The sequence below is a fragment of the Pseudomonas sp. BF-R-30 genome (assembly GCF_019956175.1).
Classification (GTDB): Bacteria; Pseudomonadota; Gammaproteobacteria; order Pseudomonadales; family Pseudomonadaceae; genus Aquipseudomonas; species Aquipseudomonas jessenii.
Genome location: NZ_JAHBDE010000032.1, coordinates 22,036 through 39,707, shown reverse-complemented (window position 1 = coordinate 39,707; position 17,672 = coordinate 22,036). Strand labels below are relative to the sequence as shown.

At 54.4% G+C, this 17,672-nt stretch carries 15 protein-coding genes and 1 pseudogene; 11 read left to right on the top strand and 5 right to left on the bottom strand.

All coding sequences use genetic code 11. The features are described from left to right. Nucleotides 1-72 precede the first annotated feature (72 nt). Nucleotides 73-858: a transporter substrate-binding domain-containing protein gene (locus KGB20_RS17110; RefSeq protein ID WP_154910064.1), complete on the top strand. Its 786-nt coding sequence runs from the start codon at nt 73-75 to the stop codon at nt 856-858. Nucleotides 859-924: 66 nt separating this feature from the next. Here KGB20_RS17110 and KGB20_RS17105 read toward each other — a convergent pair whose 3' ends face one another. Together KGB20_RS17105 and KGB20_RS17100 are read right to left on the bottom strand one after the other, a co-directional pair. Further along, nucleotides 925-1,146, bottom strand: a complete 222-nt coding sequence (locus KGB20_RS17105) for a hypothetical protein (RefSeq protein ID WP_150812485.1) — start codon at nt 1,144-1,146, stop codon at nt 925-927. A gap of 105 nt (nt 1,147-1,251) precedes the next feature. Then, entirely contained in the window at nt 1,252-1,632 is a 381-nt protein-coding gene (locus tag KGB20_RS17100) for a DUF6124 family protein (protein WP_154910063.1), read from the bottom strand. A gap of 870 nt (nt 1,633-2,502) precedes the next feature. On the opposite strand from KGB20_RS17100, the gene KGB20_RS17095 reads away from it, so the two are divergent. Beyond that, the gene (locus tag KGB20_RS17095) at nt 2,503-2,817 is read left to right on the top strand and encodes a hypothetical protein (protein WP_223532823.1); all 315 of its coding nucleotides are present in this window, start codon (nt 2,503-2,505) and stop codon (nt 2,815-2,817) included. Between the two features lie 295 nt (nt 2,818-3,112). Further along, nucleotides 3,113-3,475 (top strand): annotated as a pseudogene (locus KGB20_RS17090) (NUDIX hydrolase). Between the two features lie 333 nt (nt 3,476-3,808). Here the strand turns inward: KGB20_RS17090 and KGB20_RS17085 are convergent. After that, complete coding sequence (locus KGB20_RS17085) at nt 3,809-5,839, bottom strand: hypothetical protein (protein WP_223532821.1); 2,031 nt, start codon at nt 5,837-5,839, stop codon at nt 3,809-3,811. Between the two features lie 316 nt (nt 5,840-6,155). Beyond that, nucleotides 6,156-6,368: an AbrB/MazE/SpoVT family DNA-binding domain-containing protein gene (locus KGB20_RS17080; protein ID WP_223532819.1), complete on the bottom strand. Its 213-nt coding sequence runs from the start codon at nt 6,366-6,368 to the stop codon at nt 6,156-6,158. Between the two features lie 2,468 nt (nt 6,369-8,836). On the opposite strand from KGB20_RS17080, the gene KGB20_RS17075 reads away from it, so the two are divergent. From KGB20_RS17075 to lhpI, 7 genes are all read left to right on the top strand, one after another. Then, a complete protein-coding gene (locus tag KGB20_RS17075; protein WP_223532817.1) occupies nt 8,837-9,712 on the top strand; it encodes a MurR/RpiR family transcriptional regulator in 876 nt (291 codons plus the stop codon). Between the two features lie 13 nt (nt 9,713-9,725). Beyond that, complete coding sequence (locus tag KGB20_RS17070) at nt 9,726-10,481, top strand: transporter substrate-binding domain-containing protein (protein ID WP_223532815.1); 756 nt, start codon at nt 9,726-9,728, stop codon at nt 10,479-10,481. Between the two features lie 113 nt (nt 10,482-10,594). Next, entirely contained in the window at nt 10,595-11,314 is a 720-nt protein-coding gene (locus KGB20_RS17065) for an ABC transporter permease (RefSeq protein ID WP_223532813.1), read from the top strand. Next, a complete protein-coding gene (locus tag KGB20_RS17060; protein ID WP_030131264.1) occupies nt 11,311-12,021 on the top strand; it encodes an ABC transporter permease in 711 nt (236 codons plus the stop codon). The genes KGB20_RS17065 and KGB20_RS17060 overlap by 4 nt, the downstream gene beginning before the upstream one ends. A 49-nt stretch (nt 12,022-12,070) precedes the next feature. Beyond that, the gene (locus tag KGB20_RS17055) at nt 12,071-13,312 is read left to right on the top strand and encodes an NAD(P)/FAD-dependent oxidoreductase (RefSeq protein ID WP_223532811.1); all 1,242 of its coding nucleotides are present in this window, start codon (nt 12,071-12,073) and stop codon (nt 13,310-13,312) included. Nucleotides 13,313-13,329: 17 nt separating this feature from the next. Continuing rightward, nucleotides 13,330-14,118, top strand: coding sequence for an amino acid ABC transporter ATP-binding protein (locus KGB20_RS17050; RefSeq protein WP_263293096.1), 789 nt, complete (start codon nt 13,330-13,332; stop codon nt 14,116-14,118). A gap of 135 nt (nt 14,119-14,253) precedes the next feature. Further along, nucleotides 14,254-15,201 carry a bifunctional Delta(1)-pyrroline-2-carboxylate/Delta(1)-piperideine-2-carboxylate reductase gene (gene lhpI, locus KGB20_RS17045; protein WP_223532809.1) on the top strand — a complete coding sequence of 316 codons (948 nt, stop codon included), beginning with the start codon at nt 14,254-14,256 and terminating at the stop codon, nt 15,199-15,201. Nucleotides 15,202-15,296: 95 nt separating this feature from the next. Here lhpI and arsN2 read toward each other — a convergent pair whose 3' ends face one another. Then, entirely contained in the window at nt 15,297-15,746 is a 450-nt protein-coding gene (gene arsN2 / locus KGB20_RS17040) for an arsenic resistance N-acetyltransferase ArsN2 (protein ID WP_223532807.1), read from the bottom strand. A 208-nt stretch (nt 15,747-15,954) separates the two neighbouring features. On the opposite strand from arsN2, the gene KGB20_RS17035 reads away from it, so the two are divergent. After that, nucleotides 15,955-16,143 carry an AbrB/MazE/SpoVT family DNA-binding domain-containing protein gene (locus tag KGB20_RS17035; RefSeq protein WP_223532805.1) on the top strand — a complete coding sequence of 63 codons (189 nt, stop codon included), beginning with the start codon at nt 15,955-15,957 and terminating at the stop codon, nt 16,141-16,143. The last annotated feature ends 1,529 nt before the right edge of the window (nt 16,144-17,672 follow it).

Here is a 17,672-nt window from a genome sequence, read left to right as displayed (position 1 = left end):
GATTTTTCACACCGGTGAAAGTTTCACTACACTCCCCTTTCAAAACCACTCCAGCACAAAAGCCCGATAACAATGACGAAAATCAAAAGAGCAATGATGCTCGGCGGCTTGCTCGCACTCTCCCTCGGCGCCCAGGCAGAACCTTCGCATCTGGACAGCGTCATGCAACAGGGACAACTGCGCGTCTGCACCACCGGCGACTACAAGCCCTACACCCTCAAAGCCGAGGACGGCGAATACTCCGGCATCGACATCGCCATGGCCCGCGCCCTGGCCGACAGCCTTGGCGTCAAGGTCGAGTGGGTGCCCACCACCTGGAAAACCCTGATGCCCGACATGCTCGCCGGCAAGTGCGACATCGCCATGGGCGGCATCTCGGTCACCCTGGAACGGCAGAAAAAAGCCTTCTTCAGCAGCATCCTGGACGTCGACGGCAAAATCCCGCTGGTGCGCTGCGAAGACCAGGCGCTGTACCAGACCGTCGAACAGATCAACCAGCCAACGGTTCGCCTGGTCGAACCCGCCGGCGGTACCAACGAAGCCTTCGTCCACGCCTTCCTGCCCAAGGCGCAATTGAAGTTGCACGACAACGTGACCATCTTTCAAGAACTGCTGGATAAAAAAGCCGACGTGATGATCACCGACGCATCCGAGGCGCTGTATCAGCAGAAGCTCAAGCCGGGCCTGTGCGCGGTCAACCCCACGCACTACATGCAATACGGCGAAAAAGCCTACCTGCTGCCCCGCGACGACATCACCTGGAAGCTGTACGTCGATCAGTGGCTGCACCTGGCCAAGGCGACAGGCAACTACCAGAAGATTCTGCGCCAATGGCTGGCGGTGCCTGGCGCCAAGTAACGGATCGTTTTTTCGCACAACTAAGGGCGCCCCAATGGAGCGCCCTTCTTCATTGCGGAGCGCGTATCAATCGTCGTGCAGCAAACCTGAGCCGTATTCGCCGAAGCTATTGCCTAGCGCGCTGCCATGGAAATTCATCTTGTCGGGATTGCTGCTGGTCGGCCCCGGGCCAAACCCGGCCGGCTGCACCGAGTCGGCCGAATAATCACGATGGGCGCTCACACCCGAACAGGCGCTCAACAACAAAGCACCGGCAAGCAGTGAGACTTTGACGAGGTTTGCGATCATTTTTTGATTCCTGTGGGTTAGGCGCGAGGGGCATGACCTTTGGCGGTCATCCTATGCCTCGTCTGCGCCGGGCAACATGAAACTTTGGGGGGGGACAGCGTTGGTTCAGGAACCGTGCGCACCTGGCGATCTCTCACTTCCACTACCTTGCGGATCGACATTGTCCAATGCCCGATTCACCAACAACTCCCCCACCACCGCCAACTGTTGAATCGACAGCGCCAAACTGCGGGTTGAACCTTCGAGCTTGCAAGCCAGGTCAGTGGTCAAGACGTTCAACGATGCAAGGGTTTCACAGGCGTGACAGAGGAGCGTTTCAGTGTCGACGTTGGGCAGAATGGTGAACACATGGCAGACGGGATCAGCGTGATTCGGATTTCGTAGACGTTTGCTGACAACCCGCTGAGAGTCAGCGGAGAGTTGACCAAGATCGAGAGAGTCGGAAGCTATTGCGGTTTCCGGAGGGTCAGGCGTTATCTTTTTCATCGTTATCGTTCCTAGAATTAACCAAAGGAACTGCCAGCATCACTTCCACATGATGGGGTGGCAGCTGTGCGCAGGTGTGGAAGACCGGGGATCTAGGAACCCGGCGCACCCGAAAGTGCCCCGCGCACAGCCGCCATAATTTAACAGCAGACATGAAAAAAGCGCCTGCTTAAATTTAGGTGGCGCCTATGCGCCTAGATCTTGTGAAGGGCTTCCACACCCTTGTCGCTGAATTTGCAGCGACGGAGGGAGGTTAATCGGGTGATCAGAGGTAGGGCAATATGGGCAATGTGGACGCGATTTGAGGGAAATCTCCTACTTTTTCGTGATGCTATCAACGCAATACCCAGCACCGGCTCAATCGCCCTGAGGCATGCCCAAACCCCACAAGCCCCATTCCTGATAAACTCCTCCACCTCCCAGCCTCACCGATTCCAGATCCCCCATGTCCGTAACCACCGCAACACCCGCTCCGCTTTCCCGCCGTTTCTCCGTCGCGCCGATGATGGATTGGAACTACTAAGACGAAAGAGAAAGCAAACAAAGGCCTCCAGAGCCACAAAATTTTCTTCGTACCACTTTCGTACCAACGCTATTTGTTAGCCCCCCTCAAATTGCTCAGCCCCTAGTCCCTTGGCGACGGGCAGAAATCGGCCAGGAACGGACGTTTATAGATACGAGCACTTAACCCAGTGCCAGCTGAGATGCTTGTTCGCAACTAGGCTGGGTTCGCTGATGGCTTACGCTGCCGTTGGTCGGCGCCTTGCGCAGCAGTGCGATAGAAAACTATAGGAATAAACCCTCGTGCCGATATCAGTGAGGCAAGGCCTGCGCGCGCCTGACCTTGAACCTGAGCGAACGAGCACATTGATGAGTGACAAATCTTTGGAAGAAAAAGCGGCAGTGATGGTCGACCCACATGAAACGATGGCCAGTATCGGACAGATCACTGCCGGGTGCGATGCCCTGCAACAGCGCCTGGACAAGGCTGATCGCGCGGTTCAGGAGCTTCAGGAGCAACTGGACTTGGCAAAGATGCTGATGACCCGTCTGCTGGCGGCGAGTTTTGCGTCGACCGGCAAACCTTCCGCGCCCCTGACAAACTGGGGGCTAAATGAGATCGACGTTGTCGAACGGGACATGGCCTGCTATTTGAATCCTACCAATGAGGCGAGTGCCGCTTGATAGGTCGCGCACTGAATGCCTACAGGCCGCGTAGATACTGGCTCCAAGCAGAATGCCGCTGTTGGGTTACCACAGCGGTTACCCATCGCGGTGTACCCAACCTGACTGGGCCTGCATGATCGCAGGCCCTTGGCGTTTCGGGTTGGGGTTACTCATGGGTTATCCCCTCACCAGTGACCGCCGCACCTGGCACTTTTTTGAGTTTGGCTTGCTCTAAATTCTGCGTTCGTCGATAAACGCGCCTTGAAGATGACATTTTTATTACAATTTAATGACATGCCTTCCGGGTCAATAGATGAAAGTCAGAGCTACAGTCATATGCGAGAGAGATAGGCATATCTTGCTCGTTCGCAAACCGAAGTCAAAATGGGCTTTGCCTGGTGGCAAAGTAGAAACTGGTGAAGCTATCGCTGGAGCTGCTGCTCGAGAACTTTAAGAAGAAACCGGGCTAAATGTTGATCAGCTCCTGTACATTTTTGAGTTCGATGCAGGCAACACACGCCACCATGTTTTTGAAGCCTCTGTCCCAGAGGCCGAAAACGCTACGCCTCAAAACGAGATCATCGAGTGCATTTGGCATTCTCTGAACACGTTTCATGACTCAGACACAAGCGATGCTACGAAATCGATTGTCAGATCATTTCTACGTCGCCTTTAACTCCCCCTCGGATCGTTCTGGTTCGCACAAAGGTTAATCGTCTCTTTGCATCATTCTGAGTGCCCGCAATGGGTCGTTTTTTGCCCTTCGCGACAGGTAACAATCGCCCCATAACGGACATTCGATCTCAATTGCGGTGGGGGCTTTAAATATTCGGTTCAAAACGCTAAAGCCTGCATAAATCCATGAAAAATCCACCCACCTGGCCATTTTCCGCAAAGCGGCTTGATCTTACCTATAGCCCCGCTTCGCGGAAGGGAGCCAAGGTTACTAGCCATTAGCAGCCGGTCACTCCGCCTTTTAATTTAGTCCCGGTCGGTAGCCGGTTGCTTATTATTTGAGCATCCCTGCAGCACGTGTGATACAGCCCATCCATTCGTGATGAGTGTCGGGGAAGTATACTTTTCCGGAAGCTCGGGTAATCGCTGTATAAAGCAAAGCTAGTTTTTTGGAAAGCAACCTTTTGCCGTGTAGATCCGGGGAGTAGTAGAGGTCTTCTGAGATAGCCATCCTCGAAAATTCAAAATTTTTCGCAGTGAAAACTGTCGCCAGCAATGGGCGTACAGGAGTGTGGTTCGCAAACTCAGCGAGTTCGGCACACTTGTAAAGCCCTGATACACCGAATTTAATACCGACTGAACCAAGCCATTGTTCAACCCTGAGAAAAGCATTGTTCCATTTCATCTCTTCATGGAGTTGGTCCCACGTCCGATAGCGGGCGATAGCACCATGTCTTGGTTTCTCGTTACTCATAAATAAATTCAAGCAGTCGTCTAGAAAAAGCTCAAAATTGTTATTCCAGTCGACTACTGCTGCACCTTGACCCATCTCCCGGCTGCGCACGAGCCAATCGAAAACTCCCCAGTCATCCGCTACCAAAATAACAGTCGACTCCGGAGGGAAGGAGTCAGCGGGATACTCCTCGACAACCATCTCTTTGGCCCTGTCAGCCGTAAAAGGTAGGGCTGAGGCGCCAGGAAAGATCTCTATAAGCGGATTGATGTATCCAACGAGAGCAGGTCCCGCACGCAACGAAGTTGCCATTTCTCGATGTCGAATCATTGCTTTATGCGGGACATATCGACCTTCAAGATTCTGGAATTGGTCGCCTAGAGAGATTACGGTTTGCGGCGATTTGTCGAGAAGCTCAACCATCGGTGCCGTAAGATCATGACTTTCGTCTATTAGTACAGTGTCAATACCATCTGGGACATAAAGTCCTCCCAAAGACATCTGTTTGATCCGGTGGTAACCGCGGACTGGAAGTGAGGGAGCTTCCAAGTCTAGCTGCGTCATTTTGTACCAAAGCTTAGCGGCGGCCGCTGCCACAATCTCCTGATCAATTGGAGATAGCCAACGAGTTTGATCCTGAGGGATATGGCGGGAAGTGATACACAAATCTTTAGACATGCAAAACTTGAAAATCACGGACCAGCACAATGCCGCTACTTGTGAGGCACTTCGATTGCCGATGGGGCTAAGCCCGACCCGCTCCGCAAGCTCCGAGTAAGACAGAGACAATCGAGACTCGGCCACCATCTTGTTTTGGAGAAATCTGTCCCCCTTCGATAGCAGTAACTCTGCCAGACTTTTGAAGGTGGAAGTCCGTACCTTTTCTTGGGAGAATCGGGCCCGAACTGCCTTAAGTTTTGGCTCAACGTCTGCTAGGAAAATAAAACGGCGTTTAGGCATCAAAGCCATGATTTCGTCCAAGACGAAGGTCTTGCCTGTTCCGGCATGCGCCTGTGCTTCAATTGAGTCTTTCTGGTTCGCGCGGATGTTGTGGATCAATCGAAGTTGGTGATCGCTCAACCTGATGACCGCACCACCAGGGCGAACATGTTCGTGCCTCACAGCTCCATAGACAGCCATATAACGCTTGGCGAAATCAAAATCCCAGCTGCCCTCTGGTCGAATGAATGGATGTTTGATGATCGTTTCTTTGTCAACCAGTCCAATGCCTAATTCAGCGGCTTGTGCGAGGCCTGCGATAAAGGCTGTCTGATCGTAAGCATCAGCCAAGGCGGATCTCAGCTGGTCGCTGTGGAGGCCTAGGAATCCCGCAAACTTCCGCTCCATCTCAATGGAGCGGACGGGCGATTTGATTGGTTTGGACAGCTGAAGCACGTAGAGGATCGCTGCTACTTCATACCTTGACAGGCGGGCTATGTCGGGGGCAGCTCCACGAGTTAGCGCGGTACTCAGCGTTTCGCTGAGTGGTATGAACCAGGTAGGTATCTTCATAAGTGTTGTATTCCATCCTTGGCAATTTTCACGGCTATCATGCCATGCCTCTGCCATCATAGTGAGTGAAGGCAATTGATGTTTTTCATCACCACTCATGACTGCTGTGGCCGAAAGCATGAATCGCCTCGGGTTTCTAGGCGCTTACAAATGAGGTTTTGATAGGGACCGACTAAGGCCAACTGTCTTTTGGCCGGTTTCAGCCGGTCGTGGAAGGCAGAAATCGGCCATACCGGCCCCTCTGGCGCGACGGCTAGACGGCTTAACGGATGCCCGCGTTGCGCAGGGCCGCAGGGGTGAAGTCGGTCGTGCTTGGATGGTAGGTGTAGTCGACGCCGCGCTTGCTCTCGTTACCCAGGTTTCCGACAACGTAGCGACCTTCCAGTAAATCATAGGTCGTAATGGCGGCAAAAGTGGCAATGCCCTGCTGATACTCCTAGAACATATGCCCATCCTTGTTCTCGAGCAAGGGAGCCAACAGCTCCTCCAGCGACGGATTCGGGTGGCGAGACAGGACGACACCATTGCGAGTCGTCTTTAGGTACAAGCGGTCGCCGACCGCCAAGCCTAGAGTTTGCAGCACCGCGTTGGGGAGGCGGATGGCACGGTCGCTCTCCCATTCTTCGATGATCACCTGGACGCTGAGCATGTGCGGTTCCTTAGCCTGGAAAACTCACGACAACCATTTTTATCGTTAGTTTCTCCGCTTACCTTTCAATGGGAAATCGATAGAAGAATATGCTCCCCGTGAACTTGACAAACTCACTGAGCGAGCGTTTTTTTTCAAACACCCAATAGAAATCAGCTCCTTGATAGTTAGAACGACATCCAGTGCTGGCACTGCGTGAATTGGGATGACAACCTATTAGAAGCTATACAGCCCTGTGTTCTACCATCGTTGATATTCACGCCAATATAGATAAATCAAAGTGCAACGCATTAACCTCCGAGACACAAGTACAGGAACTAGCCCTCCGAAAATCCAACTCTTCCGAAGCGAAACAACAATTACTCGACGTAGCCTCCAATAAAAAATCAAAAACAGCCTATCACGCCCCCTCATTCGCACCGTGACACCCCTGCCCTCGCTAACTGGAGGCACATCTTAAAAATCATCATAATACAAAAAATAGCTGCAAATCACACCCACCATAGCGCCTTAGCGATCTTCAATCGCAACCCTTAGCCGAGTGGCGAAATCGAAACTGTTTTCCATATAGATAGTATAGCGATGGCACGATACCGGCTTGCTAGAGAAATCGAATTTGATTTCCATATAGATATATTAGCGATCGCAAGCTGATTGCTGCCACTCCAGTTCTTACCAATCACCAACCGCAGACCTCTACTGAGTAGCGAAATCGAAACTGTTTTCCATATAGATAGTATAGCGGCAGCACGATACCGGTTTGCTGGAGAAATCGAATTTGATTTCCATATAGATAGTATAGCGATCGCAAGATAATCACTGCCACTCCAGCTCTTACCAATCACCAACCGCAGACCTCTACTGAGTAGCGAAATCGAAACTGTTTTCCATATAGATAGTATAGCGACGGCACGATACCGGCTTGCTGGAGAAATCGAATTTTATTTCCATATAGATAGATATGCGGAAGTATTTGCGCAATATCTCAAAGCTGGAGAGTTCATCACATGCTTGCTATACTGAATCCGAGAAGAAATCGAATTCGTTTTCCAAATAGATAGATACTATGGAAACTAAAACACCCAATCATCGCATGGAGGATACAATGGCAATCGACTGGTACGCACTCACCTCATCATGTTTTTTTGGTTGCAGTTTAGGTGCTACGGATAACCGGGGTGATAGCCTCGGCCATTTAACTGCTCGCCAAAACGCCTGTGGCCGTCAATGGCTTACACAGTCTCTCCTCTAAAGAAAAGGCTGATTGCAAGAGCGAATTTAGCCAACATCTTGAGATGTGATCGAGCCGAGCAGGCGAGAGAATCAACCTCCGTAATATGCGCCCCTCCTCTAGAGATCGCACCCAGATCCAAAATTAGGATTTCTACGAAGAGGCAAGGAAGCGAACTTCGCCAACAATCCCTAGTAAGGGGTACCATTCTGACCCGGCCCACTCTATAGGATGCCCAACATGTCCCTTAATACTCTAACGACCAATCTTCAAACCCTAAAAAAATAATTGTTGGGCTAAGCCTAAACCAGGAATGGGCAGTGAAAGCTGCAAAAAACCTAACCAAGGTAAAAGACTACAGATCCGAAATAGTTATTCTGTCGAGTATTCTGTTTAACAATTGGCGATCATTTTAAGATCTCGAATTCTCAGAACTGTAGTAGTAGAGCCAACCTTCATCTTCTGCAGTCCTCCACCGGAAACCTGGAAAAACGGTCGATGGACTCCACCAGAAGCACGTCACCCTTGTGGGTATCCTTGATGCAGGCACAGTAGCCCCGCCTGAAGCACAAGGGGATGCATCAACAAGATGACCCGGAACCTTGAAAAAGGTATGGCAGCAGTACAGTGCTCAGCTTTACCCACCTAGCGGAAACTAGCCAAACCTACATGTAATCAACTGGTTAAAGCTATTGTACCCATCCCCTACCTAGCCTAAACTTTATTGACCTCGGTGCATCAGGCGGCGACTCATAATCCTTTGCTCCACGGTTCAAGTCCGTGTGGGCCCACCAATAAATTCAATGAGTTAGGCTCGCCATTCGGCGGGCCTTTTTCATTTCTGATTTCGGTAGCTTCGGTGGTAGTTATGGCGCAGCAAATCACCGCCAAGGACTTTAAAGCCGCTATCGACAAACTGAATACCGATCTCTGGACGTTCATCCACAATTGACCGTTTCAGAACTTTGCGTTTCTCCCTCCTCAGGCGTCCTGCCGACGATGCATTAGAAAATGACTGATGTCGCGCTAGGTGACCAAGAGGATGGCGCACATGGGATTCTTGGCTTCTTCACTGTACAAGGTCGTGCTTGGGGCATCCTGAAGCTCCAACCGAGTTGTCGATGCTGCGTATCAGAGTGACGACCATCGATCGTGACAGCTATCTGTCATGTATTGACTTAATGCCAGAAAACACGCATTTTCTTTCGTAAGCGCTGAAAAACAACAGGAAGCAGCCTTGAGCCAGCCCATCAAACAACGCCTTGAAAGCAGTCTTTCAACCGCCGCCGCCTCTGGCCGGGTGATTGCTAACTATATGCTGGCCAACCTCTATGAACTGCCGTTCCAGACTGCCGCTGATATTGCCGCGAAATTGAACGTCAGTGAATCCAGTGTGGGGCGCTTCTGTCGCTCCCTCGGATATAGCCACTTCAAAGACCTGAAAAACGACCTCAAGGTCGACCTGGGCGATGGCCCATGGCTGGTGGGCGATCGCTTGCAGGAGTTTCGCCACCAAGCCAGCCAGGGCCCGCAAGGCCTACCGCGCAGCTTCGAGTTGGAAGTCGCGGCCCTGGTTAAGGTTTACGAATATAGCCTCACCCCGAGCTGGCACAGCGTCAGCCAGCGCCTGGCCACACGGCGCAAGGTGTTCGTCGCCGGGTTCCAGACAGAGCGTGGCATCGCAGCATCCATGGTTCATCTGTTGCAGTACCTGCGCGATGACACACACTGGGTCGACGGTGCCGCCGGGCATTACGCCGACGTGTTGCTCAGTGCCCCCGAAGACAGTGCGCTGGTGGTGTTCGAAGCCCGCCGCTATTCCCGCCACGCCCTGACCCTGTGCCGCAAGGCCCGCGATGCCGGAATCCCTGTAACGCTGATCACCGACACCTTTTGCGACTGGGCCGAACAGAACGCTGATGAAGTGTTCCGCGTGCCCACCGAGTTCAACCTGTTCTGGGAATCGACAGCGGCGATGCTGTCGCTGGTCCACCTGCTTGTCAACGACGTCTGCAAACAGCTGGGTCCCGAGGTCGAAGGGCGTCTTGAAGCCATCGCGGCCTTACACAACGAGTTCGTTGGATACACATCATCACCAAACTCAAAACAATAAAACGAGGTGCTGGATGAAACACGTCATTCGCTTTGCCGGTGTATGCGCAATGGTCCTGGCCGGGGCCACCAGCGCGCAGGCTGAAGTACTGAAGATTGCTACCGAAGGCGCTTACCCGCCGTTCAACTACGTTGACTCGGACAACAAGCTGCACGGTTTCGATGTGGATATCGCCAACGCGTTGTGCGAACGCATGAACGTGCAGTGCAGCATCGTCGCCCAGGACTGGGAAGGGATTATCCCGGCGCTAATGGCGAAGAAATACGATGCGGTCGTGGCTTCGATGATCGCCACCGATGAGCGCAAGCAGAAAATCGATTTCACCCGGCACTACTACCGTACCCCCCTGTCCGTGGCAGTATCCAAGGACTCGAACATCACCGACGCCCAGACGAACTTCAAGGGCCGCACGGTCGGTGCCCAGGCATCCTCGACCCAGGCCATCTATGCCGAAGATCATTACGGCCCAGCCGGCGCCGACGTGAAGCTCTACCCTACCCTCGATGAAGCCAACAGCGACTTGGCGACTGGCCGGATCGACGGGGTGATTGCCGACAAATTCCCGCTGCTGGCCTGGGTCGACAGCGCTGGCAAGGACTGCTGCAAGATCATCGGCGACGTCAACGGCACCACCGCCGATGCCTCGATCGCGGTGCGCAAAGGTGACGATGTCCTGCGCGAGCGCTTCAACAAGGCGCTGGATGAGATCATTGCCGACGGCACCTATAAGAAGATCTCCAGTCGCTACTTCGCCTTCGATATCTATTGATCCCCCGAGCCCTCAGGCGCGCCTGAGGGTCGTTACTTGCCGACATGTTGCACCGCACCCACACACGGGTGCGGTGAGGGCGTGCGAGCTTAATTTACCGAGAGGGTTCGAGCATGTTCGAAAACCTGTCATTGCTATCCTTCGCCAGCGGCGGCTGGGGTTCAGCCTTGCTGGCCGGCGCTCTGGTGACCATTGTCCTGGCCCTGAGCTGCCTGCCGATTGGCTTGCCGCTGGGCCTGGGCCTGGCCTTGGCCGCCCGTTCCCGACGTCGCTGGCTGCGCTCCATGAGCACGGTGTTTGCCACCGTGTTCCGCGGGCTGCCCGAGCTGCTGACCCTGCTGATAATCTATTACGGCTGCCAGATCGGTGCGCAGAAACTGTTGGCCGCGATGGGCTACGAGGCCGAAGTCGCGATCAACCCCTTCGTCGCCGCGATGATCGCCTTCAGTCTGGTGTTCGCCGCGTTTTCCAGCCAGATCTGGCTGGGCGCCTTCAAAACCGTGCCCAAGGGCCAGTTCGAAGCTGCAGCCGCCCTGGGCCTATCCCGACGGACAACCTTTACCAAGGTGGTGCTGCCGCAATTGGTACGCATTGCTTTGCCGGGCCTGTCGAATAACTGGCTGTCGCTGCTCAAGGACACCTCGCTGGTGTCGACCATCTCCCTGGTCGACCTGATGCGCCAGACGAACCTGGCGGTCAGCGTCACCAAGGAACCGATGCTGTTCTACACCGTGGCCTGCTTTGGCTACCTGTTTTTCTCGGCCATTTCCGGCCGCCTGTTCCAGTTCCTGGAGCAGTATTTCAACCGCCATCAACGGAGCGTTCGCCCATGAGCTTCGATGAATTGCAAAATCTGTTCCTCAGCCCTGACTTGTTGGAGCGTTACGGTCCCCGCTTCATCGAAGGCCTGTTGGTGACTGCCAAGCTGGTGGCCATTTCCTTCACCCTTGGCGCCCTGCTCGGTCTGCTGATCGCCTTGGGCCGGTTGTCGAGTAACCGCTTTATCAGCCGTTTTACCGGCGTCTACGTGTATTTCTTCCGCGGTTCGCCGCTGCTGGCACAGCTGTTCATGCTCTATTACGGCCTGGGTTCGTTCAAAGGCTTCTGGCAGGACGTGGGTATGTGGTGGTTCTTCCGTGACGCCTGGTTCTGCACGCTGCTGGCCTTCACACTGAACACCGCGGCCTATCAGGCCGAGATTTTGCGCGGCAGCATCCTGGCCGTGACCCAAGGCCAGCGCGAGGCCTCGAAAGCCCTCAGCCTGTCGCGCTGGACCACCTTTCGCAAAGTCATCTTGCCGCAATCCCTACTGGTCGCCATTGGCCCGCTGGGCAATGAACTGATCCTGATGATCAAGGCCAGCGCCATTGCCTCGCTGGTGACCATCTACGACTTGATGGGAGTGACCAAGCTGGCCTTCTCGCGCAGTTTCGACTTCCAAATCTACCTCTGGGCCGCCGTGCTCTATCTGCTGATTGTGGAAGTCGTGCGGCGCAGCCTGAAAGCGCTCGAGGGCCGCCTCGGCCGTCACCTGCAGTAAACCAAATTTTCTCGGGCTGCCGTGCGCGCCCCTGCATCAGGGATACACCATGCATTGCGAAACCATCGTTCTGGGCGCAGGGATTGTCGGCGTCAGTACCGCACTCCAGTTACAGGCCCGTGGCCGTAAGGTCATGCTCATCGACCGCCAGCAGCCGGGTAACGGCACCAGCCACGGCAATGCCGGGCTGATCGAGCGCGCCAGCGTAATTCCCTACGCGTTCCCGCGCCAACTGTCGAGCCTGTTGCGCTACGCGGGCAACCAGCAGTCGGACGTGCGCTACAGCCTGAAGTACCTGCCCAAGGCCAGTCCATGGCTGCTGCAGTACTGGCGGCACTCCGGGACCAAGGGCTTGGCCGCCGCAACCCGGGCCATGCTGCCGTTGGTGGAGAACTGCATCAGCGAACACGACCTGCTCTCTGCACCGGCTGGCATGGATCACTTGATCCAGGCCAGTGGCTGGGTCGAGGCCTACAATTCTCCACAGGCGTTTGCCAAGGCCCAACGCGACGCTGCTGCGCTCATGGACTATGGCCTGAATTATGAAGTGCTCGACCGCGACCAGATGCATGCCCGTCAACCGGGCTTGCACAGCAGCGTGGTCGGCGGCATTCACTGGCTGGACCCCAAGACCGTTAGCGACCCCGGCGGCCTGACACGCGGTTATGCCGAACTGTTCGTCAAACGCGGCGGCGTGTTCGTCCTTGGTGACGCCCTATCCTTGCGCCAGCGCGTGGGTAAATGGGAAGTGCAGAGCGAACAGGGCCTGGTGATTGCAGACGAAGCCGTGGTCGCCCTCGGCCCGCAAGCCCGGGGCATTTTCGAGCCACTAGGGTATGACATTCCACTGGCGATCAAGCGCGGTTATCACATGCACTATGCCGCCCTGCCTGGCACGCGCTTGCAACAACCGCTGCTTGACCCGGTGGGCGGTTATGTCCTGGCACCGATGGTCGGCGGCATTCGCCTGACCACCGGGATCGAGTTCGCCGACAGCCAGGACCCGGTCAACGAAATCCAGCTACGTCGCTGCGAAGAGCTGGCGCGCGCCTTCTACCCGCTGGGCGAACGCTTGGATGCCGAGCCTTGGCTGGGACGCCGTCCATGCTTGCCGGACATGTGCCCGGTGATCGGCCCGGCGCCACGACACAAAGGTTTGTGGTTCAACTTCGGGCATGCCCACCATGGCCTGACCCTCGGCCCGGTCTGCGGCCGTCTGCTGGCCGAGTTGATGACCGGTGTCCCCCCCTTTACCAACCCTGCCCCGTACAGCGCCGAGCGCTTTCACTGATTGCCGGAGACAAGACCATGCATGCCCTCTCTGCCCGTGTAGACACTCCGCTCGCCGCAAGCCCGGACACCCGTAAGGTTGTGGTTGATATCGCCGGCCTGAACAAGTTCTATGGCGCCTTCCATGTGCTGCACAACATCGATCTGAAAGTGCGCGAAGGCGAACGCATCGTGCTCTGTGGGCCTTCCGGCTCCGGAAAATCGACGCTGATCCGCTGCATCAACCGCCTGGAAATCGCCGAAAAAGGCCGCATTCTGGTCAACGACACCGACTTGGCCCAGACCAACCGCGAGGCCGCCAAGGTCCGCAGTGAAATAGGCATGGTGTTCCAGCATTTCAATCTGTTCCCGCACATGAGCGTGCTCGATAACTGCACCTTGGCCCCAATTTCGGTGCGTGGCCTGAGCCGCAAGAAGGCCGAGGAACTGGCCCAGCACTTCCTGCAAAAAGTCGGTATCGCCAGCCAGGCCGGCAAGTACCCCAGCCAGCTCTCGGGGGGCCAGCAACAGCGCGTGGCGATCGCCCGGGCGTTGTGCATGGAACCCAAAATCATGTTGTTCGACGAACCCACCTCGGCGCTCGACCCGGAGATGGTAAGCGAAGTGTTGGATGTGATGGTTAACCTGGCCGGCAGCGGTATGACCATGCTCTGCGTGACCCACGAAATGGGCTTTGCTCGGCAAGTGGCCGAGCGCGTGCTGTTTCTCGACGGCGGCCAGATCATTGAGGACGCACCGCCTCAGGACTTCTTCAGCGCCCCGAACAGCGCGCGGGCCAAGGCCTTTCTTGCGCAAATTTTACACTGAGGCCACATACGAGCACGGCTTGCCTGCGATGGCTGTGCCGTCCATACGCCAGGCGTAGGCCGTTTATCAACGCACTTGCGCGCACAGCAGTTTCTTTCCGACATCCACTACTGATCTCAGCAAAAGGAATATTCAATGACAAATATGCTGGCGAATAATGCCGCCCCGAAAAACCTTGCGGTTACTGTCTGTGATCAAGCGCAGACAGCGGCACTGCTAGATTTCAAAAAACTCGTGGACGCTATTGCCCAAGCCGCAACCGAACTGGAAGCTGGTTCAATTCTGAGCCCTGAGCGCTTGGTTGTACCCCTGGGTGACGGCGGTGTTTTGCTGAGCATGCCCGCCACCGCCCAGGACATCGGCATCCACAAACTGGTAAACGTCCAGCCGGGGAATGTGCAGCGTCAGCTGCCCACGATCAACGGCACGGTAACCGTATGTGATGCCGTAACCGGACAAATAAAGTGCTTGCTCGACGGCCCAGAGGTCACAGGGCGTCGTACTGCGGCAGTAACCCTCCTGGCGATTCGAACGCTGTTGCAGCGTGAACCGAAACAGATCTTACTGTTCGGGACCGGCGCACAAGCACGTCATCACGTACAAGCTATCAATGCCCTTTACCCACAGTGCAAGCTGTGGGTAAAGGGCATTGACGCGCAAGCGACGGCAGACTTCTGCAACAACAATCGAGACCTGCACGAGCATTTGCAACCGCGCGGCGACAGCATTCCCGACGTGGATGTGGTAATCACCGTAACCACCAGCACAGAGCCGGTCTACAACGAGCTAGCCAAACCTGGTCGATTGATTATCGGTGTAGGTGCTTTCAAGCCAGAGATGGCGGAGCTCGGCAAAGTCACTCTGGACGGTAGCGTTCTCTATGCTGACGATACTGCCGGTGCGCAGCACGAAGCAGGCGACCTATTGCGGGCAGGTGTGGATTGGTCTCAAGTCAGATCGCTGGCCGCAGCCATTCGCGGCCCAATCGATTCGTCACGACCCGCTGTATTTAAAAGCGTTGGTACCGCGGCCTGGGACTTGGCCGCTTCGCGGGTCGCGCTCCACGCCCTTGCCAGCCAATAACCCAACTTCGGAAGCTTTGAATTATATAAATTGCACTCGGCCATCGCTAGCGTTGACTATCCACGCTAGCGGTGGCCCAGAAGCGATTCGATGGGTTACTTCGCACAATGGGAAGTGCTTAAAGTTTTCCGCAGGTAGCTTGCTGAGGAAGGGCACAAATGCTTGAACTGAGCTGTCTGGGTAATTGCGACAGGCGCCTTATCCCTATCAAGCAGTTCGTACCCACTGGTTGCAAAGAAATTAACCGCGTTTTGGGTCAACAAATGCAGTCGGGCTGCACCTTGGGAGGCCGCCAATTGTTCGAGTTCCGACAACACCGCTTTTCCCAGTCCCGCGCCACGATGCTCCTCGCAAACAACTAGAGAGCGCAGCAGAAGATCGGGACCAGCCCCCTCCAATCCTCCATATGCTACCCATTTCCCATCCACTTCGAATCGGTAAAACTGCCGTCCTGGATAGCTCACATCGTCGTAAGGCAATCCAGCCTGACTCAATGACGCACGGAGATGATTCAAACCACTACCCCCTACTTTAATCATCTGCATCGTCAGTACTCTTGTATGCTAGCTGACACTCAAGGCTAGCAGGCTCTCGCTGCTTGATCTCGCCCACTATGAGTTGTGGATTCAACCGGTCGTGACAGGCAGAAAATGACCAGAAGAGGTCATCAGCAGTCAGCATCACGCTTCAACTGGCGAAGACCTCGCGATCATAATGAATCATCCCCGCGAAGACCAAAGTGTGAGTAACATCATGACCGAAGCCCAGCGCTGGACAGTGAAATGCCAAGACCCTGCGGATGGAAGCGGCGACGTCATCATTGACTTGCCGCCTGACCTACTCGCCAGTTTAGGATTGAGCATCAGCGACGTACTGACCATTGAAGTGATCGACGGCGCGATAGTTCTGACGCCTAAGTCGAGCGACTCAGCTACACCCTGAATCGCGCCGGCGCGCTCGACCTAATCTCCAAACGGGCATATGCGAACGGCACATCTGAGCGGCGGCGATTGGACAGATTTTACGTAGCGACTCAGACTTCAAAACAGTGGCTACGTTTTTACACAGCTACGGTCGATTGCGGCCCGTCACGACAGGTAGAAATCGGCCAATAGTGGACGGCGGTGAACCGAATTTTGGTCAGGCTGCCCACTGGTTTTGAGCTAACTGGTGATCGCGCCATGCCCTTCATCCCATCGAAAGTCGCGCGCCTTGACCAGCGTGGCAAGATTATGGCCCACCCCGGTTTCTTTGCGGCATAGGGTGAAGTGGCAGCGATAAAAGAATCGTGGTTCAACCCAAGGAAAAAGCGTGCAGCCCCGCACAGACACTGCCCTGACGCCATGGATAGCTCCATTGAAGAACGATTTATCGGTACTTTATCGATTCGAGGGTTGGTATCGGAAAAGGGTGACCGTCGTGGTACTGGCCTTGCCTTGCCATAAAGAATGCCATACCCAACAGCCGCATTATTGTGATGCAAGGTCGTGGAAGTTAGGTTGTCTTCTTTCTCACGGATGGTCGAGGCAGAGGTTTACCAACTATTCAAATCCAAATTTTACAGCCTTTGTAATGTTTTCAATCAGTCATTCAACGCGGGTACTTTTTCAAGGCACGTAAAGTTGGTTGTTTTTGACCAGGGATAAAAGTCTGACCGTTCCCTATTTGAAAGATACCCACGCCCCGCTGAGATGTTCTGCACCGAACGCCGAGACCGTTAAACGCTAGACTTTCACCTGCTGTAATCCACCTATCTGTCCCGACTTATCGATTCCTGAACAATGCCTTTCATCTTCCGGCAGTCCGAACCTGGCCAGTTCAGAACGGCTGCGGCGACTGCCCTCATAGCTTCTGCGTCACCGTGTAAACCATCCGTGGCATCGACGTTTTTTGCAGAGAGGCACACGGCTGACTGCTCTGCGCCACCGCATAAAAAAAATGATCGCCAGTATCTTCAATGAAGATTGGACGCTTTGTCTTGTCTCTGTAATAAATGAGCTCATGCCACTACTGCTTTAATCTATTAAGAGCGAGTGATCATGAATGACGTCCGAAGCCACTTAAATCTTACTGATTCCACCATCGATATCGCTAGAAAACACCCTCTAGACGAGAGGAGTTTGTAGCTTGCCAGTTTAAATAGACTGAAGCGACCCTGGTTATGGGTTGTTTTTTTAGCTAACAGATGAGGAGCCTGAGAGGCTGCTTTGGGTCCAGAGTGTGTAAAAACGCATGCGCCGTTTTGAAGTCTGCGTTGCTACGTAAAATCTGCTGGTGCTTGTGTATCAGCAGACCAGAAATTTGCGTAGGAGCGCGATTTTTGCTCCAGTCCCGACTGTCAAACGTTTTTGAGCGCGACAGGTACTCAAAATCGGACTGGAAATCGCGTTTCTACGCGAAATCCACATCTGCTGACGTGCCGATAAATTTCAGATTTAACGTAGATGCGCATACTTCAATTTTGGTGAAGC